Below are 20,473 nucleotides of genomic sequence, written 5' to 3'. Positions count from 1 at the left end.
AAACAAGGCAAAGCTGTCAAGAAAACCTCGGAATCGTGACAGGTTTGGAGAGAAACAAGGCAAAGCTGTCAAGAAAACCTCGGAATCGTGACAGGTTTGGAGAGAAACAAGGCAAAGCTGTCAAGAAAACCTCGGAATCGTGACAGGTTTGGAGAGAAACAAGGGAAAGCTGTCAAGAAAACCTCGGAATCGTGACAGGTTTGGAGAGAAACAAGGCAAAGCTGTCAAGAAAACCTCGGAATCGTGACAGGTTTGGAGAGAAACAAGGGAAAGCTGTCAAGAAAACTTCGGAATTAAGACAGAATTGGAGGATACGAAGGAAAGCTATCTGTATCCATATCTTTTAATTGATTAAATGACTAAATGGAGCTGAACAATGAATACACAAACACTTTTTGAAATGCAAAAAGCGCTGGATGGCCATATTGAATCCCAGCATAATTTAGAGCAAGAAGATCTTTTTGACAGGAAGGTACTTGCGCTGCTTGTTGAAATCGGTGAGCTTGCTAATGAGACGAGGTGTTTCAAGTTTTGGAGTGTGAAGCCATCCTCCGCAAAAGATGTCATCCTCGAGGAGTTTGTGGATGGAGTTCATTTTATCCTGTCGCTGGGTATTGAATGCGGATATGAAGATCTTGAGTCGGTCACACAAAATAAAAACGCCGAAATCGACATCAACAATCAGTTCCTCGCAATATACGAGTCCGTACAAAAATTCAGGAACAGCCGGAGCAAAGATGATTACCTTCATTTATTTGAAAACTACATGGAGCTTGCTCTGCTGCTTGGTATGAATGACGATCAAATCGAACAGGCATATATTAAGAAAAATGAAGTAAATTATGATAGGCAGCGAAAAGGCTATTAGGCAGAATTTTTTGTACAATACCCCGCATGTCTAGTATAATAGGATTCGAAACTACATATTAAGGGAGTCGAAATAATGGCGAAATTAGATGAAACATTAACAATGCTCAAAGATTTAACCGATGCCAAAGGCATTCCCGGCAATGAGCGTGAGCCTAGAGAAGTAATGAAGAAATACATAACTCCATTCGCTGATGAAGTAACGACTGACGGCCTCGGCAGCCTGGTTGCCAAGAAAGTCGGCAATGAGAATGGACCGAAAATCATGGTAGCCGGCCATCTTGATGAGGTTGGCTTCATGGTAACAAGCATTGATGAAAAAGGATTCATCCGCTTCCAGACAGTTGGCGGCTGGTGGAGCCAGGTCATGCTTGCACAGCGTGTGACAATCGTTACGCGCAAAGGTGAAATCACTGGGGTCATCGGCTCTAAACCGCCTCACATCCTTCCAGCGGAAGCGCGCAAAAAGCCAGTTGATATCAAGGATATGTTCATTGATATCGGTGCTTCAAGCCGTGACGAAGCGAAGGAATGGGGAGTAACTCCTGGTGACATGGTAGTTCCATACTTCGAATTCACTGTTATGAACAATGAGAAAATGCTTCTTGCCAAAGCATGGGATAACCGCATCGGCTGTGCAATTGCAATTGATGTCCTTAAGGGGCTAAAAGATGCCGAACATCCAAACGTTGTGTACGGCGTTGGAACAGTACAGGAAGAAGTTGGCCTTCGCGGAGCAAAAACTTCCGCTCAAATGATCCAGCCTGATATCGCTTTCGGCGTTGATGTAGGGATTGCCGGAGACACTCCTGGCGTTACCGAAAAAGAAGCACTTAGCAAAATGGGTGACGGACCACAGATCATCATCTATGATGCATCGATGGTATCCCACAAGGGACTTCGTGACTTTGTTACAGACCTGGCTGATGAATTGAACATTCCATATCAGTTTGATGCAGTAGCAGGCGGCGGAACTGACTCTGGTGCGATTCACCTGACACACCGCGGTGTACCAGCGTTGTCCATCACAATCGCGACACGCTACATTCACTCACACGCAGCGATGCTCCACCGTGACGACTACGAGAACGCAGTGAAGCTGATCGTCGAAGTTATCAAGCGTCTTGATAAAGAAACAGTTGAAAAGATTACTTTTGAATAAAGAATGAGATTTAGTTGTCCAGAAAATGTTTTCTGGGCAATTTTTTTTATGACTATAAACGAAAGTTCTCTTTTATCACTACATTTTCGACTGGTATCAATACGGAATTAAGGATAGTAACTACACAAATGACCATATTCTCTACGGATTTAATAATAATCTCTACAAAAACAGCCATAATCTCTACGATACTAACCATAATCTCTACGGAAATAACCTTTATCTCTACTTTTTCTATAAAATAGAAAACGGTATGTTTACTCTATAAAAAAAGAACTCCTCATATGAAGGAGTCCTTACAATTCTATTGCTTCCCTTTCAATCCTTCTTCCAATGCGGTGAGCATTTCCTGCTGTTCTTCAGCAGATGCGTTTTGCCAGATCACTTCAAACAAAACTCCAAGTCCAGGAAGCATTTTTTCCTCGCCATTTTGGATGGCATCTACAATTGTATCCTTCAACTCATCCTGTGAATTTCCTGCCACATTTGTAATAACTGCATTTCTAAGGTTAAGGTTCATCCTTGCTCAAACTCCTTTCAAATTTCCATTACTGTTTATAGGTTTCACAATTTTGGTTTTATTATGTATCTGTTTTGAGCTATAATAGTAAAATTGACAAGCCATATTAAAGGAGAGCCAGAGTTGAAGTACATTCAATCTGATAAAAATCCGCAAGTAAAGCAATGGAAGAAGCTGCTGACACGAAAGGAACGCGACAAGTCCGGTATGTTCCTTGTCGAGGGCTTTCATTTAGTTGAGGAAGCACTCACGAAAAAAGAAGATGTAGAAGAAATCATTTTAAGCGAAAAAACCGAATTGCCGCATGGCCTGGATTACGGCTCGATTCCTGTTACGGTTGTAACGGATGAAATCAGCAAGCAGCTTGCTGATACCGAAACGACTCAGGGGATTTTTGCTGTATGCCGACAGCCGAAGAACACAGAAACAAATGGAAAAACCTACTTGCTTATAGATTCGGTCCAGGACCCGGGCAACCTCGGCACGATGATTCGGACAGCTGATGCTGCCGGGATTGATGCTGTCATTATTGGGAAGGGCAGTGTCGACATTTATAATCCTAAGGTATTGCGCTCTGCGCAGGGAAGTCATTTCCATATGCCGGTTTTAAGTGCTGACCTTTCAGAGTGGATCACTAAGCTTCAAGCTGAGAACATCCCGGTTTATGGAACTGCCCTTGAAAAGGGAGTCGTCTTTACAGAAGCTGAAAAAGGGGAAGCCTTCGCCCTGCTCGTCGGAAATGAAGGAAGCGGTGTAAATAAAGAGTTTCTGGCAAAAACAAATCAAAACCTCTATATCCCGATTTACGGCAAAAGTGAATCACTGAATGTCGCCGTCGCAGCAGGTATTCTGCTATATTATTTAAAAACAGCAAAATAGGCTCGAAAACCATTTGATACTGCGCCGAGATTATACTATAATAAACAGCAAAAATAATATTTCAAAAACGATGATGGAGAAAAGTAGCTTGAAGATGGCCATCCAGGGAGAAAATGCCGGTGACTGGAAGCATTTTTATGGAACAGACAAGCGAAGTTCACCTCCAGAGTTGGCATCGGGACCGCTTTTTAAAAAGGCGTAAAGATGCATCGGCGCAAAGCCGTTATCTCAATGAAGCGAACACGTAATACATAACTGTATTGCCTGTTAAAAAGGGTGGTACCGCGATAACCTAGACCTCGTCCCTTTATCAGGGATGAGGTCTTTTTGTGTTCAAAAATGAAGAATATGAAGGAGGATTTACCAATGCAGGATCGTTTAAAAGAACTGCAGGCTGAGGCACTTGAAAAAGTAGCCGCAGCAGCTGATCTAAAGGAATTGAATGATGTCCGCGTTTCCTATCTTGGAAAAAAGGGTCCAATCACTGAAGTACTAAAAGGAATGGGCAAGTTATCCGCTGAAGAAAGACCAAAAATGGGTGCCCTGGCAAATGAAGTCCGCGATGCTATTTCAGGCCAGATCGAGGTTAAGCAGAAGGAACTTGAGGAAGCTGCGGTCCAAAAGCAGTTGGCAGCAGAGCAAATCGACGTGACTCTTCCTGGAAGACCTGTTAAAACAGGCAGCCACCATCCACTGACAAGCATCATCGAAGAAATCGAAGACCTTTTCATCGGCATGGGCTACACAGTAGAGGAAGGCCCTGAAGTCGAGAAAGACTACTATAACTTTGAAGCATTAAACCTTCCGAAGGGACACCCTGCTCGTGATATGCAGGATTCCTTCTACATCACAGAAGAAACATTGATGCGCACACACACATCACCTGTTCAGGCAAGGACGATGGAAAAGCACCAGGGTAAGGGTCCTGTAAAAATCATCTGCCCTGGGAAGGTGTATCGCCGTGATAATGACGATGCAACCCACTCACATCAGTTCATGCAGATTGAAGGCCTTGTCGTTGATGAGAATGTGAGAATGAGTGACCTGAAGGGAACACTTGAAGTTTTTGCAAAGAAAATGTTCGGCGAAGACCGTGAAATCCGTCTGCGCCCAAGCTTCTTCCCGTTCACTGAGCCATCAGTCGAAATGGATATTTCTTGTAAAATCTGCGGCGGATCAGGCTGCAGCGTATGTAAAGGAACAGGCTGGATTGAAATCCTTGGTGCAGGGATGGTACACCCGAATGTTCTTGAAATGGCAGGCTATGATTCGAAGAAATACACTGGTTTTGCATTCGGAATGGGACCTGAGCGTATCGCGATGCTCAAGTATGGAGTCGATGACATCCGTCATTTCTATACAAACGATGTCCGTTTCTTGAAGCAATTTTCAGTCGAAGAATAAGGATTAGGAGGGTAAAACCATGTTGGTATCATATAAATGGCTGCAGGAATATATCGATTTGGACGGCGTATCTGCTGAAGAGCTTGCCGAAAAAATCACCAAAAGCGGCATCGAGGTAGAAGGCGTAGAAAAATTGAATGAAGGTTTGAAGGGCGTAGTTGTCGGCCATGTCCTTGAGTGCGAAAAGCATCCGGATGCGGAGAAGCTGAACAAAACTCTTGTGGACCTTGGAAACGGCGAGACAGTCCAAATCATCTGCGGCGCGCCAAACGTCGGAAAAGGACAGAAGGTTGCCGTTGCGACAGTTGGAGCAGTTCTTCCTGGAAACTTCAAGATTAAAAAGGCAAAGCTTCGCGGTGAAGAATCCCATGGGATGATCTGCTCGCTGCAGGAGCTTGGAATCGAAGGAAAACTGGCACCAAAGGAATATTCTGAGGGAATTTACAATTTCACTCCGGACACAGAAATCGGCCAGGACGCACTTGAGGTCCTTAACAGGGATGACGAGATCCTTGAGCTTGGCTTGACGCCAAACCGTGCAGATGCGATGAGCATGCTTGGTGTTGCGTATGAGGTTGGAGCGATTCTTGGCAAGGACATCAAGCTGCCAAATCCACAGCCTGAAACATCAACAGAGCAAGCTAGTGACTATATCAACGTAACTGTTGAGGCAAAAGAAGATAATCCTCTATACGTTGCAAAGGTGATCAAGAATGTAAAAGTCGGTCCATCACCAGTTTGGCTGCAAACAAGACTGATGGCTGCAGGCATCCGCCCTCACAATAACGTAGTTGATATCACGAACTTTATTTTATTGGAGTACGGACAGCCGCTTCACGCATTTGACTACGATAAGCTTGGCTCAAAAGAAATCCTTGTCCGCCGTGCGAAGGATGGCGAAGTGATTGAAACGCTTGATGATGTGAAACGCACATTGACACCTGATCATCTAGTCATCACAAACGGAACAGAGCCGGTTGCGCTTGCAGGCGTAATGGGCGGTGCAAATTCCGAGGTTGGCAGCGATACAACAACTGTCCTGCTTGAGTCGGCATATTTTACAGGTGGAGTTATCCGCAAAGCTTCGAAGGACCATGGATTGCGCAGTGAAGCAAGCTCGCGTTATGAAAAAGGTGTGGACCCTGAAAGAGTTCGCCCTGCTGCAGAACGCGCGGCTGAATTGATGATTGAGCTTGCCGGTGGAGAAGTTCTTGGCGGTGAAGCGGAAGCTGATGCTTTGGATGTTAAGCCGGCTGTTGTTTCAACTACACTCGGAAAAATCAATAAAGTTCTGGGAACAGACCTTGAAATGAATCAGGTTGAGGACATTTTTGCCCGCCTGAAGTTCGAAACAGCTGTTGATAATGACACAATCACAGTAACCGTACCTACTCGCCGCGGGGACATCACAATTGAAGAAGATTTGATTGAAGAAGTCGGCCGCCTGTATGGCTATGACAACCTGCCGACAACTCTTCCTATAGGAGAGTCAACACCAGGACACCTTTCTGACTACCAGAAAAAGCGCCGTGTTGTCCGCCGTTACATGGAAGGTGCAGGTCTTTATCAGGCAGTCACGTATTCCCTTACAAGCGCGGAGAAAGCTACACAGTACGCATTGGATAAGCGCGAGCCTGTCGAACTGGCAATGCCAATGAGCGAAGACCGCAGCCTATTGCGCTTAAGTATCGTACCTCAGCTGCTTGAAGTATTGAAATACAATATTGCTCGCCAGACCGAGAGTTTCGCTGTTTATGAAACTGGGGCCGTCTTCCTGAAAAACAGCAATGAAGATCTTCCTGAAGAACGCGAACACCTTGCCGCAGCCGTAACTGGCCTGTGGGAAAGCCATCCTTGGCAGGGTGAGAAGAAGCCTGTTGACTTCTTCGTTCTTAAAGGTATCGTTGAAGGGTTATTTGCAAAGCTGGGACTTGAAAGCCAGTTAGGTTTCGTAAAGGCTGAGCTTGATGGTTTGCACCCTGGACGTACGGCTGAAATTTTGATGAATGGCAATGTCATCGGCTTCCTCGGCCAGGTTCATCCAACCATGCAGAAATCGCTCGACCTGAAAGAAACGTATGTTTTTGAATTGTCGCTTAAAGCTCTTTTGGAAGCAGAAACAGCACCTCTTCAGTACACAGCAATCCCGCGCTTCCCGTCGATCACAAGGGATATTGCCCTTGTTGTTGACAAAGAAACTGCTGCTGGCAATCTGGAGAAGATTATCACTGAAGCTGGTGGATCATTATTAAAAGAAGTAAATGTTTTTGACCTTTACGAAGGTGAAAAAATGGAAGAAGGCAAGAAATCCCTTGCGTTCTCACTGAAATACTTCGATCCGGAAAAAACACTGACAGATGAAGACATTGCCAAAGCACATAATAAAGTCCTTGCAGCTCTTGAAGAAAAAGCAGGAGCAGTATTGAGAGGATAATTTAAAAAGGCAGCCCGCGGGCTGCCTTTTTCTCATGATTCGATTGTTTATATTCTCGCAATCTTCTTCGCTTTTTCAGTATTGGCAAAATGCAGCTTAACGAATTCTGGCAATACATCTATACCTTTATCGAGGATCAGCCTTGCTGCTGCTTTATCCACAGCTGCACCGGCACCTTTCGGAATCGTGAATCCTGCTTTTTTGCTCAAATTTTCAAAGTGACGGACAAATGCGTAGCGGGCAATCATCGACGCTGCCGCGACTCCGAGATGAATTCCTTCTGCTTTTGTGCTGAACAGAACGTTTTCTCTGATAATCTTCTTTTGACCCTTCAGATGGGAGTAATAAATTTGCTCTTTTGCAAATTCATCGATCAAAATGGCTTCTGGTTTTTCAGGTGCGATTTTTTCAAGTACATGATGGATCGCCTGGTTATGCAGCAGAGCTTTCAACTTTCCCTGCGACATGCCTTTCATTTGCATCTGGTTGTACTTTTCATTATGCAGTGTCAACAGGCTGTGCGGCAAAAAGGTTACGAGCTGCTTGGCGATTTCGATGATTTTATCATCTTTGAGATTCTTTGAATCCTGGACGCCGAGCTCCTTCAATATGGGTATATCCTGCCGCCTGACATAGGCTGCGACGACTGTGATCGGGCCGAAATAATCGCCAGTTCCCACTTCATCTGAACCAATGATGGAAATCTCGCCAATATTCTTTGGCAGGTGAGAACCTGGAATGGGTGCAGCCGCTTTTTTAGCAGAAGATGCCAGAGCCGTTCCCCACCTGGCAGCCTCGGTCTCTCCTTCTTTTCCCTGGAACAGTACTTTTCCTGATTTATAAGCAGTGATTGCACAGGAAGGTGTTTTGGCGGCAAAAACGCTGCCAGGCGGAAGCTTATCAATAAGATACTTACTGTAATACTCTTTCATCTTTTTGACTTCTTCCGGACTTTTCTGAAGGACACTATTTCCCATTGCTCTACACTCCCTGTTTTACAATTTCATAGTTAGACATATTCTTCCAAAAATCATACAGATCTGACAGGCAAATACTTCCCAGCCTTTTACGTTCATGTTATAGTATAAAATAGGATTCTTATGAATGGGGGCATAAATGTTGTCAGACACAAAAAAAAATAAGTCGACTGTCGATATATACGGACAGCAATATACGATTGTCGGCACAGAAAGCACCAGCCATATCCGGCTCATTGCCTCGATGGTAGATGATAAAATGCGTGAGATCGGCTCAGCGAATCCTTCACTTGATACTAGTAAATTAGCTGTATTAACTGCTGTAAATGCCGTTAATGATTACATAAAAATGAAAGATCGTGTTGAATCGCTCGAAGCGGAAATTAAAAGGTTAAAGGACTGAAAAATGCATGCTTGATCTTGCTGTATTAGCTATTTTGCTTATTGGCTTCATTGTAGGATTGAAGAGGGGGTTCATCCTGCAAACCATTCATTTGGCTGGATTCATCGCAGCCTTCATCGTTGCGTACATATATTATGACCAGTTGGCTCCAAAGCTGACTCTATGGATTCCATATCCGAATCTTGGCAGCAATGCTACGTTAAATCTTCTATTTGAGAATGCCAATTTAGAAGATGCATATTATCGGGCGATTGCATTTGCAGCCATCTTCTTCGCAGTGAAAATCCTGCTGCAAATCATCGGTTCGATGCTCGATTTTGTGGCTCACCTTCCAATCCTGAAGCAGTTGAACGTTTGGGCAGGAGGGTTCCTTGGTTTTGTTGAAGTTTACCTGCTTTTATTTATTGTTCTCTATATTGCTGCTTTACTGCCAATCCAGGCGATCCAGGGACCATTGAACGATTCAATTCTAGCCGAAAATATCATAAAAAATACGCCAGTATTTTCCCAGCAAGTTAAACAACTTTGGATTGAATACATGGCTGCATAACTTCTCTGTTGCGGAGAAGTTTTTTCTTTTTTAAGAATTTTTCATGATTCTATCGAGTGTAAGACTGGAAAAGCAGCAGCACTCAATACTATAAACACAGCACTTATTCAGGCTATTTGCAACTCATCATCATATTATTTACTCATTTAATTTCACAGCTGGGCTTGTTTTCTATAAAATAGAAGACAATGACTGCGTCCGGCTAATCCGGTCGAGAATTTTAAAGGCAGGTGGACATTATGTCTGTTAATAAAAAAGATATCGTACAATTACTTGAAACGATCGCTATATATATGGAATTAAAAGGTGAAAACCCATTCAAGGTCTCTGCTTTCCGCAAAGCAGCTGCAGCTCTTGAAGGGGATGAGCGCAGCATGTCCGAAATGGGCGAGCTTACAGAGCTAAAAGGAATTGGAAAGGGCACAGCCGGTGTCATCCAGGAATTCATGGAAACAGGGCAATCAACAGAACTTAAGGAATTACAGGAAGAAGTACCAAGCGGGCTGATCCCACTGTTGCAACTGCCCGGAATGGGCGGGAAAAAGATTGCCAAGCTGTATAAAGAACTGGGTGTGGAGAGTATCCATGACCTTGAGGAAGCTGCGAAGGCAGGGAAAATCCGTGACCTCGCAGGCTTTGGGAAAAAATCAGAAGAAAAGATTCTTGTTGCGGTTGAAAACTTTGGAACGAGGCCGGAGAGGCTTCCGCTCGCCTATATGCTTCCGGTTGCAGAATTAATTGAATCATATCTTCAAAAGATAGAGGGAATCGAACGATTTTCAAAAGCAGGAAGCTTGCGCAGGATGAGAGAGACGATCAAGGATCTGGATTTTATCATTGCTTCAAAAAATCCTTCTGCGGTGAAGGACGAGCTGGTCAAACTGCCGAACATAAAAGAGATTATCGCAGCGGGAGAAACGAAGGTTTCTGTCACACTTGGTCTCGATTATGATGTGAACGTGGACTTCCGCCTTGTTGATCCTGAAGAATTCGCAACTGCGCTCCATCACTTCACTGGTTCAAAGGATCACAATGTCAGAATGCGGCAGCTTGCGAAGGAAAAAGGAGAAAAGATCAGTGAATACGGTGTAGAGAATGTAGAATCAGGTGAAGTCACCACATTCAAATCGGAAGAGGAATTTTACCAGTATTTCGGCCTTCCTTTCATTCCGCCTGAGTTAAGAGAAGACGGCTCTGAAGTCGAATTATATAAAAAGGATTTGAAACTGGTCACTCTGGAGGCCATTAAAGGCGATCTTCATATGCATTCAACGTGGAGCGATGGCGGCCATTCAATCGAGGAAATGGCAAGGGAATGTATCGCGAGAGGCTACAAATACATGGCCATCACAGATCATTCCCAGTATTTGAAGGTAGCGAACGGGTTAACGCCGGAACGCCTGCGTAAGCAAATGGAAGAAGTGAAGGAACTGAACAAGAAATTTGATGACTTCACGATATTGACAGGAATTGAAATGGATATTTTACCGGATGGCACATTGGATTTTGAAGATGATTTGCTTGCTGATCTCGACTTGGTCATTGCATCGATCCATTCTTCTTTCTCCCAGCCAGCCGAAAAAATCATGAATCGATTGAAGACTGCTCTGGAAAATGCTCATGTTGATATCATTGCCCACCCCACTGGCAGGCTGATCGGCCGTCGGGCGGGATATTCGGTTGATATCGATATGCTGATCAAGCTGGCAAAAGAAACGAATACAGCCCTCGAGCTGAATGCGAATCCGAACAGACTTGATCTGGCATCAGAGTATTTAAGGAAAGCTCAGGATGAAGGTGTCAAGCTTGTCATCAATACAGACGCGCATAAAGTGGATACACTAGAGCATATGGATATAGGCGTAACAGCCGCCAGAAAGGGCTGGATCAAGGAATCATCCGTCCTGAATGCAATGGATCTGAACGGGTTGCTGGATTTCCTGCATGGCCGTAATCAGTAAGGGGGTTCGATCCTAAAGGAGTCGAATAATAGACCTTCGTTTGAGAGAAGAAGGAGGAAATTTTTGTGCAGCAGCGAGTTTTGAAAACACTTGAATTTGATAAAATCAGGAACCAGTTGATTGAACACGCATCATCGTCATTAGGACGGGAAAAAGCCATTGCGTTGATGCCTTCCGTTGATTTTTCGGAAGTTTCCCGTTTACAGGAAGAGACAGATGAAGCAGCAAAGGTTCTAAGACTTAAAGGCAATGTACCGTTAGGCGGTATTCATGATATAAGGCCGCATGTGAAAAGGGCGCAAATCGGAGGCATGCTCAGTCCCAGTGAACTGGTTCAAGTGGCAAGCACTGTGCATGCCAGCAGACAGATGAAGCGATTTGTCGATGATTTGCAGGAAGTTACTGAGGTTCCCATTTTACTGAGCTATACAGAGGGAATCGTCGTCCTTGCGAATTTGGAAGAATCGATCAGAAATGCGATTGATGAAGGCGGTGAGGTTCTTGATGGTGCCAGTGAAGCACTAAGATCGCTTCGCCAGCAGATGCGCACGCGGGAAGCAAGAGTGCGTGAAAAATTGGAAAGCATGATTCGCTCATCCAACGCGTCAAAAATGCTCTCGGATGCCATCATCACCATCAGGAACGATCGGTTTGTCATTCCTGTAAAACAGGAATATCGCTCGCATTATGGCGGTATCATCCATGATCAAAGCTCTTCCGGGCAGACTCTGTTCATTGAGCCGCAATCTGTTGTCCAGTTGAATAATGAACTTCAGAGTATCCGGGTAAAAGAGCAGCAGGAAATCGAAAGAATCCTTTCAGAGCTTTCAGCACTTACCGCCGACCATCATGATGAGCTATTGCAAATCGTCAGTATAATGGGAGAGCTTGATTTCATGTTTGCGAAGGCCCGATACGGAAGTAAAATCAAGGGCTCAAAGCCAATCGTCAATGACGAAGGCCGGATCAATCTTTTTCAGGCAAGGCATCCATTGATCGCGATGGATGAAGTTGTTCCTAACAGTGTCACTTTAGGGAGTGATTATACGACGATCGTCATCACCGGTCCGAATACCGGGGGGAAAACTGTTACCTTGAAGACAGTAGGACTTTGTACGTTAATGGCCCAGGCAGGATTGCAGGTACCCGCTCTTGACGGATCAGAAGTGGCTGTTTTTGGGTCAGTTTATGCCGATATCGGTGACGAACAGTCGATCGAGCAAAGTTTGAGTACTTTTTCATCCCATATGGTCAATATCGTGGAAATCCTTGAAAAGGTTGACCACAATAGCCTTGTCCTATTTGATGAGCTTGGTGCCGGCACTGATCCTCAGGAAGGAGCAGCACTGGCAATCTCGATACTGGATGAAGTGTACCAGCGTGGTGCAAGAGTAATTGCGACAACCCACTATCCTGAGCTGAAGGCCTATGGATATAATCGGGAAGGCGTCACCAATGCCAGCGTAGAATTCGACGTGGAAACATTGAGCCCGACTTACAAACTATTGATAGGCGTTCCAGGCCGAAGCAATGCTTTTGAAATTTCCAAGAGGTTAGGATTGAAAGAATCTGTCATTACTACAGCAAGATCCTATATCAGCGCGGACAGCAATGAGGTTGAAAACATGATTGCCTCCCTTGAGTCCAGCCGTAAGCAAGCGGAGAGAGACCGCGAAGAGGCACACCAGCTGTTGAAAGATGCAGAACACCTGCATGAGGATTTGCAAAAGCAGATGGCAGAGTATTATCAGAAAAAAGAAGAACTGGCCGAAAAGGCAAAAGGAAAAGCTGCTTCAATCTTGGAAAAAGCGAAAGAAGAGGCGGAAGTAATCATCCGTGATCTTCGGAAGCTGCGACTTGATAAAGGTGCCGAGATCAAAGAGCATGAATTGATCGATGCCAGAAGACGCCTGAGCGAAGCGACTCCTGAGCTCAACCAGGTGAAAAAGAGCGGCGGCAAAGCGAAACCTGCACAACACGAATTCAAGCCTGGGGATGAAGTCAAGGTCCTGACCTTTGACCAAAAGGGACATCTTGTCGAACGGGTTAGCGCCAAAGAATGGCAAGTACAGATTGGCATTCTCAAGATGAAAGTGAAAGAATCGGATATGGAATATATTAATTCTCCTAAGCCGGTAGAAACAAAACCATTAGCCATAGTGAAAGGCAAGGACTTCCATGTTGGATTGGAGCTTGACCTCAGGGGAGAGCGTTACGAAGATGCCCTCATGAGAGTGGAAAAATATATCGATGATGCCTTGCTTGCCGGCTACCCAAGAGTCAATATCATCCACGGAAAAGGAACCGGGGCATTGAGGCAGGGAGTACAGGAATACCTTCGCAACCATCGGTCGGTCAAAAAAATAAGATTCGGAGATGCAGGTGAAGGCGGAACAGGCGTGACTGTAGTAGAATTCAAGTAGAGTAACGCACGCAAAATAATGCAAACCACGTCACAACACTTTATAATAGGCAGTGGGGTAAAATCTTTTCAGGGAGAATGGATATGGATCATTTTTGGGAAAATGAATATATAGTTACAGCTGGTTATTATAGTGTATCGATTCTCTGTATCGTCGTATTTCTGGCTGTTTTTGAACTGGTGACAAAATACCGTAACTGGGAAGAAATCAAAAAAGGGAATATTTCCGTCGCGATGGCTACCGGAGGGAAAATCTTCGGTGTAGCCAATATATTCCGCTATTCCATCAATCAGCATGATTCACTGCTCACGATGATCAGCTGGGGAGTTTTCGGTTTCGTCTTGCTTTTGATTGGATACTTTATTTTTGAATTCCTGACACCAAAATTCAACATCGATAAAGAAATAGAAAACGACAACCGTGCAGTAGGCCTGATCTCCATGGTCATATCAATCGGCCTCTCTTATATCATCGGCGCAGGAATTTAACAGGGGGATCTAAAAGAGTGGAAAAACTGGCTAAAATATTGCTGATTCTATGCGGAATATTCCTCCTAGTCGGCATTGTTTATATGATGTTTTTTGTTTAAGATTTAAAGCCGCCTACTTGGCGGCTTTTTATGTTTTTTAAAGTTGGCTCTTTTAAATTCGGCTGTTGATTTCCGTTCCAGGCGCTTCGCTTTCCGCGGGGCTGGCGGTGAGCCTCCTCACCGCCTTCGGCGTCTGCGGGGTCTCACCTGTCCAGCTGATCCCGCAGGAGTCTACGCGCCTTCCACTACAATCAACAGGGCTTTAATACAACATTGGATTTAACCAGAGCCAAAAAGATATAAAGTTTCAATCTCAGGTGGTTAACATAGGAGTTTGTCCCTATAATCCTCCAAAAAACTATTCTAATTGTCATAAAAAGACCATTATATTATAATGAGAGATAGAATTTTCAAAAAATTTTAAATAAGGGGGCAACAAGATGGAAATTGAAAAGCCATGGCTGTCGCAATATCCTCCAGAGATACCTGCTCATCTGGACCTAAAGGCGGCAACGGTCCAGGACTATTTGAAGCATACTGCTGAAAAGTACCCTGAAAAGATTGCCATTCACTTCATGGGCAAAGAGCTGACGTATAAGCAAGTCTACAACTATGCGAAAAAACTGGCTGCCTATTTGCAAGACCTGGGAATTGAAAAAGGGGACAGGGTTGCGATCATGCTGCCGAACACTCCTCAGTCTATCATCAGTTACTATGCAATCCTGATGGCCGGGGGAATTGTCGTCCAAACCAACCCTCTGTATATGGAACGGGAGCTGGAATACCAGATGAAGGATTCTGGTGCGAAAGCAATCATCACGCTCGATATTTTATTCCCAAGGGTCTCCAAGGTCATTGCAAACACGGATTTAGAGAATGTAATTGTAACCGCTATCAAGGACTATCTTCCTTTCCCTAAAAATCTTGTCTATCCATTCATCCAGAAAAAACAGTATGGCATCATCGTAAATGTGAAGCATGAAGGCCAGAATCATCTTTTCACTGAAATTATGAAACAGCCTGCCGGTAAAATTAAAGAATACGATTATGATTTTGAAGAAGACTTGGCCTTATTACAATATACTGGCGGAACAACAGGATTTCCGAAAGGGGTCATGCTGACTCATAAAAACCTGATTGCGAATGCGGCGATGAGCAATGCCTGGCTGTATAAATGCAAAGAGGGCGAAGAAACAGTCCTCGGAATCCTGCCGTTTTTCCATGTGTACGGTATGACTGCCGTCCTGATTCTATCGGTGATGCAAGGGTCGAAGATGGTCTTATTGCCGAAGTTCGATCCTGAAACTACATTAAAGACCATTCAGAAGCAGAAACCTACACTGTTTCCGGGAGCACCTACCATCTATATCGGTCTGTTGAACCATCCCGACCTGAAAAAATATGATCTATCGTCAATTGATTCCTGTATCAGCGGTTCAGCTCCACTGCCGGTCGAGGTACAGGAGAAATTCGAACAGATCACTGGAGGGAAGCTTGTTGAAGGGTATGGGCTGACTGAATCATCCCCAGTGACGCATGCGAATTTCCTTTGGGATAAAAAACGTGTGAAAGGGAGCATTGGTGTACCTTGGCCAGATACTGATTCTGTTGTCCTATCAATGGAAACCGGTGAACCGCTGCCTCCAGGAGAAGTTGGAGAAATAGCAGTCAAAGGGCCACAGGTAATGAAGGGATATTGGAACAGGCCCGAAGAAACAGAGCAAACACTTAAAGATGGCTGGTTGCTGACTGGAGACCTTGGGTATATGGACGAGGAAGGATATTTCTATATTGTCGACCGGAAGAAAGACATGATCATTGCCGGGGGCTTCAATATTTATCCGCGTGAGATAGAAGAAGTTCTCTATGAGCATCCAGCTGTTCAGGAAGTAGTGGCAGCAGGAATACCTGATCCTTATCGAGGTGAAACGGTAAAGGTATATATCGTTCTCAAAGAGGGTGCACAAGCGACAGAAGAAGAACTGAATGAATATTGCCGCAAACATCTTGCTGCATATAAGGTGCCGAGATTATTTGAATTCAGGAAAGAACTTCCTAAAACCGCGGTAGGTAAAATCCTCAGAAGAGCATTAGTTGATGAAGAAAAAGCAAAGAATCAGGAAGACGAGCAGAAGCGCGCTTAACTTAGAAGCCGGCTTTCAATATCGGCTCTTTCTTTTTGATAAAGAAGGCTTGTCCGAATGAAACACATTTCCTTGACAGAAATGTGCTTGGATACTATTATAAAAATATGAATGACGATTCATTCAGTAAAAAGTATTGCAGACAAAAATTCGTAAACGGGAGTGTGCCACTGTAGCATTTAATGCTTGTGCTTTTCCTGGAGCGGGAGTGAAAGAAATGAAGAAAAACAAGCCGAAATATATGCAAATAATTGACGCAGCAGTGGTCATTATCGCTGAAAACGGCTACCACCAGGCGCAGGTGTCTAAAATAGCAAAGCAGGCTGGAGTGGCTGATGGGACCATTTATTTGTATTTCAAGAATAAGGAAGACATACTGATTTCTCTGTTCCAGGAGAAAATGGGTTACTTCGTGGGAAGTATTGAAGAAAAAATTGCAGGAAAACAAACAGCGACAGAGAAATTATATATGTTGGTCGAAACGCATTTCAAGATTCTTTCAGATGACCGGCATCTTGCAATTGTAACCCAGCTGGAGCTAAGGCAGTCAAATAAGGATCTCCGGCATAAAATCAACGAGGTGCTTAAGGGCTACTTAATGCTGATCGACAAAATCATTTTGGAAGGCATAGAGAATGGCGAGTTTTCAAGCTCCCTGGATTTGCGTCTTGCAAGGCAGATGATTTTTGGTACAGTAGATGAAACTGCGACTTCATGGGTCATGAATGAACAGAAATACAGTCTTACTGACCTGGCAAAAGCGGTACACCAGCTGCTGATCAACGGCTGCGGATACCATGGTGCCAAACCGGTCCTTTAAACTGGCCTCTCCGTATTCCGGCTGCTTTATCTGCCTGGATATAGGAAAAGGCGCTTAAAAGGCGGATTTCGCTAAAAGGTGTTATATTTGTATGCGAGATTTGCCTTCATGCAAAAGGAGGGGAAAATGTGGAGTATCTCAAATGGTCTTCGGAGGACAGGATCGCAACAATCACGATTGCACGTCCGCCGGCAAATGCCCTTGCATCCGGGCTGCTGAAAGAGATTTCAGGAGTATTGGATGAAATCGAAGGGAATGAAGAAATCAGGGTTATTTTAATTCATGGTGAAGGCAGGTTCTTCTCAGCAGGAGCGGATATCAAGGAATTCACTACAATCAAAACAGGCGAAGATTTTGCTCAGCTTGCTGAGTACGGTCAAGACTTGTTCGAACGCATGGAGCATTTTCCAAAGCCTATTATCGCTGCCATCCATGGAGCGGCATTGGGCGGGGGACTTGAACTTGCAATGGCGTGCCACTTCCGCCTTGTAGCTGAGAATGCAAAATTGGGATTGCCAGAACTGCAGCTTGGACTGGTTCCAGGATTTGCAGGCAGCCAGCGTCTTCCGCGTTATGTGGGTGTTGCAAGAGCTGCAGAGATGCTGTTTACGAGCGACCCAATCACAGGTGTGGAAGCAGTTCAATACGGATTGGCCAACCACGCTTATCCAGAAGAGCAGTTGCTTGAAAACGCATACAAGATTGCTGGGAAAATTGCGAAAAAGAGTCCAGTTTCGATTGGTGCGGCTATAAAACTGTTGAACTATTCCAAGCACGATTCCTTTTACAAAGGAGTTAAGGAAGAAGCCCAGCTTTTCGGCGATGTCTTTCTGTCAGAGGATGGGCAGGAGGGAATCAAGGCATTCCTGGAAAAAAGGTCACCGGATTTTAAAGGCAGATAAGCAAACCTTTTAGCATCAATTTTTTTTATCATAAATATTTCTAATCTTTAGAACAGCTAAAATGTTTGAATACTTAGGAGGGGAACAAATGAATATCTACGTTCTAATGAAAAGGACATTCGATACAGAAGAAAAAATCACGATTGCAAACGGCAAGATCAATGAAGATGGCGCTGAATTCATCATCAATCCTTATGATGAATATGCGATTGAGGAAGCAATCCAGGTGAGGGATGCTCAGGGTGGCGAAGTTACGGTTGTTTCTGTAGGCAATGAAGAAACAGAAAAGCAGCTGCGTACTGCTTTGGCTATGGGAGCAGACAAAGCTGTGTTGATCAATATCGAGGATGACGTTGAAGACGGTGACCAGTTCACAACTGCGAAAATCCTTGCGGAATACCTTAAGGATAAGGAAGCAGACCTGATCCTTGGCGGAAATGTCGCAATCGATGGCGGATCAGGCCAGGTAGGCCCTCGTGTTGCCGAACAGCTTGGAATGCCTTATGTAACAACAATTACTAAACTAGAAATCAATGGAACGACTGCTACTATTACTAGAGACGTAGAAGGGGATTCAGAAGTCATTGAGACAAGCCTTCCTGTTCTTGTAACTGCACAGCAAGGGCTGAATGAGCCTCGCTATCCATCTCTTCCAGGAATCATGAAAGCAAAGAAAAAGCCTCTTGATGAGCTTGAGCTTGATGATCTTGATCTTGATGAGGATGATGTAGAAGCTAAGACAAAAACAATTGAAATTTATCTTCCTCCACAAAAAGAGGCAGGAAAAGTCCTTCAAGGCGAACTAGCCGATCAGGTCAAGGAACTTGTCAACCTGCTTCATACTGAAGCAAAAGTCGTTTAAGACATATAGGAAGAATAAATACGCAGGAGGTAAATCAAATGGCGAGAAAAGTATTAGTTTTGGGAGAAGCACGTGACGGACAACTTAGAAACGTTTCATTCGAAGCGATTGCAGCTGCAAAAACAGTTGCTGAGGGCGGAGAAGTAGTTGGTGTATTGATCGGGGAGTCTGTAAATTCATTAGGAAACGACCTATACCAGTATGGTGCTGACAAAGTCGTGGCAGTTGAAGATGCCAAGCTTGCACAATATACACCAGATGGTTTTTCACAAGCTTTGATGGCTGTTATTGAACAGGAAAATCCAGAAGGTATCATTATTGGACATACATCACTTGGAAAAGACCTTGCTCCTAAAATCGCAAGCAAGCTGGGTTCAGGCCTGATTTCTGATGCTGTAGCGGTTGAGGAAGCAGGCGGAAATCTTGTTTTCACTCGTCCAATCTATTCTGGCAAAGCCTTCGAAAAGAAGATTGTTACCGACGGACTAGTGTTTGCGACAATCCGTCCAAACAACATTGCTCCACTGGAAAAGGATGCAGGTAAATCAGGAGAGGTTTCCACTGTTTCAGCTGAAATTAAAGACCTGAGAACAATCATCAAGGATGTTGTCCGTAAGGCAACTGAAGGTGTAGACCTTTCTGAAGCCAAAGTTGTTGTAGCAGGCGGACGCGGTGTAAAGAGTGAAGAAGGCTTTGAGCCGCTTAAGGAACTTGCTGATGTTCTAGGCGGAGCTGTAGGAGCTTCACGTGGCGCATGTGACGCTGACTACTGTGACTATTCATTGCAAATCGGCCAGACAGGTAAAGTCGTAACTCCAGACTTATATATCGCTGCCGGTATTTCCGGAGCAATCCAGCACCTTGCAGGCATGTCCAACTCCAAGGTCATCGTAGCGATTAACAAAGATCCAGAAGCAAATATCTTTAAAGTCGCAGATTACGGTATTGTTGGAGATTTATTCGAAGTTATTCCAATGCTTACTGAAGAATTCAAGAAGCTTAAAGTAAACGCTTAATTATATACTTGAGTTTTTTTAAAAAACAGACGACACTCTCGTCTGTTTTTTGTCTCTACGTGGAATATCCACATGCAAAAAGGGTAAATTACAACAAGAGCAGATAAATAGCATCAATTGGTAAACGATGATATACTGACGTTATTATTCAGATTTTTTTAGGAGGCATTTAAATGGCTATTACACATGCTACTGACGCAACTTTTGCTAACGAAACAGGATCAGGCTTAGTGCTTGTTGACTTTTGGGCACCTTGGTGCGGACCTTGTAAGATGATCGCTCCTGTGCTTGAAGAGTTAGATTCAGAAATGGGCGACAAAGTGAAAATCGTGAAGCTTGATGTTGACGACAATCAGCAAACTGCTGCACAATACGGCATCATGAGCATCCCGACACTACTTGTACTTAAAGATGGTCAACCTGTTGACAAAGTAGTCGGTTTCCAACCAAAAGAAGCACTTGCAGGCCGCCTAGAGCAGCATATCTAAGAATGTATGAAAGAATCCCGCCTTTCTCGGAAGGCGGGATTTTTTTATTAAAAACATACTTATACCGTGGTTTTGTTCCATAGTAAACAGGCCTTTATGTCGCCATGCCGGTGCTCATAAGGGTGCATTTAG

The 20,473-nt window shown here is 44.3% G+C and carries 18 protein-coding genes and 1 other annotated feature; of the genes, 16 read left to right on the top strand and 2 right to left on the bottom strand.

Features of this window, described 5'->3' with window-relative positions:
• Positions 1-376 precede the first annotated feature (376 nt).
• Entirely contained in the window at positions 377-868 is a 492-nt protein-coding gene (locus J7E32_RS08895) for a dUTP diphosphatase (RefSeq protein ID WP_214906537.1), read from the top strand.
• Positions 869-943: 75 nt separating this feature from the next.
• Positions 944-2,029 carry a M42 family metallopeptidase gene (locus J7E32_RS08890; RefSeq protein WP_214906535.1) on the top strand — a complete coding sequence of 362 codons (1,086 nt, stop codon included), beginning with the start codon at positions 944-946 and terminating at the stop codon, positions 2,027-2,029.
• 304 nt (positions 2,030-2,333) lie between these two features.
• Here the strand turns inward: J7E32_RS08890 and sspI are convergent, their stop codons facing one another.
• Entirely contained in the window at positions 2,334-2,549 is a 216-nt protein-coding gene (gene sspI, locus J7E32_RS08885; protein WP_214906533.1) for a small acid-soluble spore protein SspI, read from the bottom strand.
• 123 nt (positions 2,550-2,672) lie between these two features.
• Here sspI and J7E32_RS08880 point away from each other — a divergent pair, with 123 nt between their 5' ends.
• From J7E32_RS08880 to pheT, 3 genes are all read left to right on the top strand, one after another.
• A complete protein-coding gene (locus J7E32_RS08880; RefSeq protein ID WP_214906532.1) occupies positions 2,673-3,428 on the top strand; it encodes a TrmH family RNA methyltransferase in 756 nt (251 codons plus the stop codon).
• Between the two features lie 61 nt (positions 3,429-3,489).
• Positions 3,490-3,738: a binding site (T-box leader), on the top strand.
• A gap of 56 nt (positions 3,739-3,794) precedes the next feature.
• Positions 3,795-4,832: a phenylalanine--tRNA ligase subunit alpha gene (pheS, locus tag J7E32_RS08875; protein ID WP_214906531.1), complete on the top strand. Its 1,038-nt coding sequence runs from the start codon at positions 3,795-3,797 to the stop codon at positions 4,830-4,832.
• Between the two features lie 19 nt (positions 4,833-4,851).
• Positions 4,852-7,266: a phenylalanine--tRNA ligase subunit beta gene (pheT, locus tag J7E32_RS08870; RefSeq protein ID WP_214906530.1), complete on the top strand. Its 2,415-nt coding sequence runs from the start codon at positions 4,852-4,854 to the stop codon at positions 7,264-7,266.
• A gap of 47 nt (positions 7,267-7,313) precedes the next feature.
• On the opposite strand, the gene rnhC is transcribed toward pheT, so the two are convergent.
• Positions 7,314-8,243 (bottom strand): ribonuclease HIII, encoded by a 930-nt coding sequence (rnhC, locus tag J7E32_RS08865; protein WP_214906529.1) that lies wholly within the window; start codon positions 8,241-8,243, stop codon positions 7,314-7,316.
• A gap of 139 nt (positions 8,244-8,382) precedes the next feature.
• Between rnhC and zapA the strand changes: the two genes are divergently transcribed.
• The 11 genes from zapA to trxA all read left to right on the top strand — a co-directional run bounded on the left by zapA (position 8,383) and on the right by trxA (position 20,341).
• Positions 8,383-8,646: a cell division protein ZapA gene (zapA, locus tag J7E32_RS08860; RefSeq protein ID WP_371931994.1), complete on the top strand. Its 264-nt coding sequence runs from the start codon at positions 8,383-8,385 to the stop codon at positions 8,644-8,646.
• Between the two features lie 7 nt (positions 8,647-8,653).
• On the top strand, positions 8,654-9,196 hold the full coding sequence (locus J7E32_RS08855) for a CvpA family protein (protein WP_214906528.1): 543 nt from the start codon (positions 8,654-8,656) through the stop codon (positions 9,194-9,196).
• Positions 9,197-9,435: 239 nt separating this feature from the next.
• A complete protein-coding gene (gene polX / locus J7E32_RS08850; protein WP_214906527.1) occupies positions 9,436-11,157 on the top strand; it encodes a DNA polymerase/3'-5' exonuclease PolX in 1,722 nt (573 codons plus the stop codon).
• 65 nt (positions 11,158-11,222) lie between these two features.
• Positions 11,223-13,580, top strand: a complete 2,358-nt coding sequence (locus J7E32_RS08845) for an endonuclease MutS2 (protein WP_214906525.1) — start codon at positions 11,223-11,225, stop codon at positions 13,578-13,580.
• Positions 13,581-13,663: 83 nt separating this feature from the next.
• Positions 13,664-14,068, top strand: coding sequence for a DUF350 domain-containing protein (locus J7E32_RS08840; RefSeq protein ID WP_102263806.1), 405 nt, complete (start codon positions 13,664-13,666; stop codon positions 14,066-14,068).
• Between the two features lie 481 nt (positions 14,069-14,549).
• Positions 14,550-16,253 carry a long-chain-fatty-acid--CoA ligase gene (locus J7E32_RS08835; RefSeq protein ID WP_214906522.1) on the top strand — a complete coding sequence of 568 codons (1,704 nt, stop codon included), beginning with the start codon at positions 14,550-14,552 and terminating at the stop codon, positions 16,251-16,253.
• A 217-nt stretch (positions 16,254-16,470) separates the two neighbouring features.
• Positions 16,471-17,073 carry a fatty acid metabolism transcriptional regulator FadR gene (locus tag J7E32_RS08830; protein ID WP_214906520.1) on the top strand — a complete coding sequence of 201 codons (603 nt, stop codon included), beginning with the start codon at positions 16,471-16,473 and terminating at the stop codon, positions 17,071-17,073.
• A 128-nt stretch (positions 17,074-17,201) separates the two neighbouring features.
• Entirely contained in the window at positions 17,202-17,975 is a 774-nt protein-coding gene (locus J7E32_RS08825; RefSeq protein WP_214906518.1) for an enoyl-CoA hydratase, read from the top strand.
• A gap of 88 nt (positions 17,976-18,063) precedes the next feature.
• A complete protein-coding gene (locus J7E32_RS08820) occupies positions 18,064-18,837 on the top strand; it encodes an electron transfer flavoprotein subunit beta/FixA family protein (protein ID WP_041967573.1) in 774 nt (257 codons plus the stop codon).
• A 38-nt stretch (positions 18,838-18,875) separates the two neighbouring features.
• The gene (locus J7E32_RS08815; protein ID WP_214906516.1) at positions 18,876-19,853 is read left to right on the top strand and encodes an electron transfer flavoprotein subunit alpha/FixB family protein; all 978 of its coding nucleotides are present in this window, start codon (positions 18,876-18,878) and stop codon (positions 19,851-19,853) included.
• A gap of 173 nt (positions 19,854-20,026) precedes the next feature.
• Entirely contained in the window at positions 20,027-20,341 is a 315-nt protein-coding gene (trxA, locus tag J7E32_RS08810; RefSeq protein ID WP_041967575.1) for a thioredoxin, read from the top strand.
• Positions 20,342-20,473 lie beyond the last annotated feature (132 nt).

Origin of the sequence: Bacillus sp. ISL-55 (assembly GCF_018613155.1) — a bacterium.
In the GTDB taxonomy this organism is placed as follows: domain Bacteria; phylum Bacillota; class Bacilli; order Bacillales; family Cytobacillaceae; genus Mesobacillus.
Note: the sequence above shows the minus strand (reverse complement) of the source record. Positions and strands in the feature narration are given on the sequence as shown.

Excerpts from the sequence above, each read along its gene's own strand:
- J7E32_RS08830 (WP_214906520.1), top strand. The coding sequence starts at position 16,471 with ATGAAGAAAAACAAGCCGAAATATATGCAAATAATTGACGCAGCAGTG.
- pheT (WP_214906530.1), top strand. The coding sequence starts at position 4,852 with ATGTTGGTATCATATAAATGGCTGCAGGAATATATCGATTTGGACGGC.
- J7E32_RS08835 (WP_214906522.1), top strand. The coding sequence starts at position 14,550 with ATGGAAATTGAAAAGCCATGGCTGTCGCAATATCCTCCAGAGATACCT.
- sspI (WP_214906533.1), bottom strand. The coding sequence starts at position 2,549 with ATGAACCTTAACCTTAGAAATGCAGTTATTACAAATGTGGCAGGAAAT.
- J7E32_RS08890 (WP_214906535.1), top strand. The coding sequence starts at position 944 with ATGGCGAAATTAGATGAAACATTAACAATGCTCAAAGATTTAACCGAT.
- J7E32_RS08840 (WP_102263806.1), top strand. The coding sequence starts at position 13,664 with ATGGATCATTTTTGGGAAAATGAATATATAGTTACAGCTGGTTATTAT.
- rnhC (WP_214906529.1), bottom strand. The coding sequence starts at position 8,243 with ATGGGAAATAGTGTCCTTCAGAAAAGTCCGGAAGAAGTCAAAAAGATG.
- J7E32_RS08855 (WP_214906528.1), top strand. The coding sequence starts at position 8,654 with ATGCTTGATCTTGCTGTATTAGCTATTTTGCTTATTGGCTTCATTGTA.
- zapA (WP_371931994.1), top strand. The coding sequence starts at position 8,383 with ATGTTGTCAGACACAAAAAAAAATAAGTCGACTGTCGATATATACGGA.
- polX (WP_214906527.1), top strand. The coding sequence starts at position 9,436 with ATGTCTGTTAATAAAAAAGATATCGTACAATTACTTGAAACGATCGCT.
- trxA (WP_041967575.1), top strand. The coding sequence starts at position 20,027 with ATGGCTATTACACATGCTACTGACGCAACTTTTGCTAACGAAACAGGA.
- J7E32_RS08820 (WP_041967573.1), top strand. The coding sequence starts at position 18,064 with ATGAATATCTACGTTCTAATGAAAAGGACATTCGATACAGAAGAAAAA.
- J7E32_RS08895 (WP_214906537.1), top strand. The coding sequence starts at position 377 with ATGAATACACAAACACTTTTTGAAATGCAAAAAGCGCTGGATGGCCAT.
- J7E32_RS08815 (WP_214906516.1), top strand. The coding sequence starts at position 18,876 with ATGGCGAGAAAAGTATTAGTTTTGGGAGAAGCACGTGACGGACAACTT.
- pheS (WP_214906531.1), top strand. The coding sequence starts at position 3,795 with ATGCAGGATCGTTTAAAAGAACTGCAGGCTGAGGCACTTGAAAAAGTA.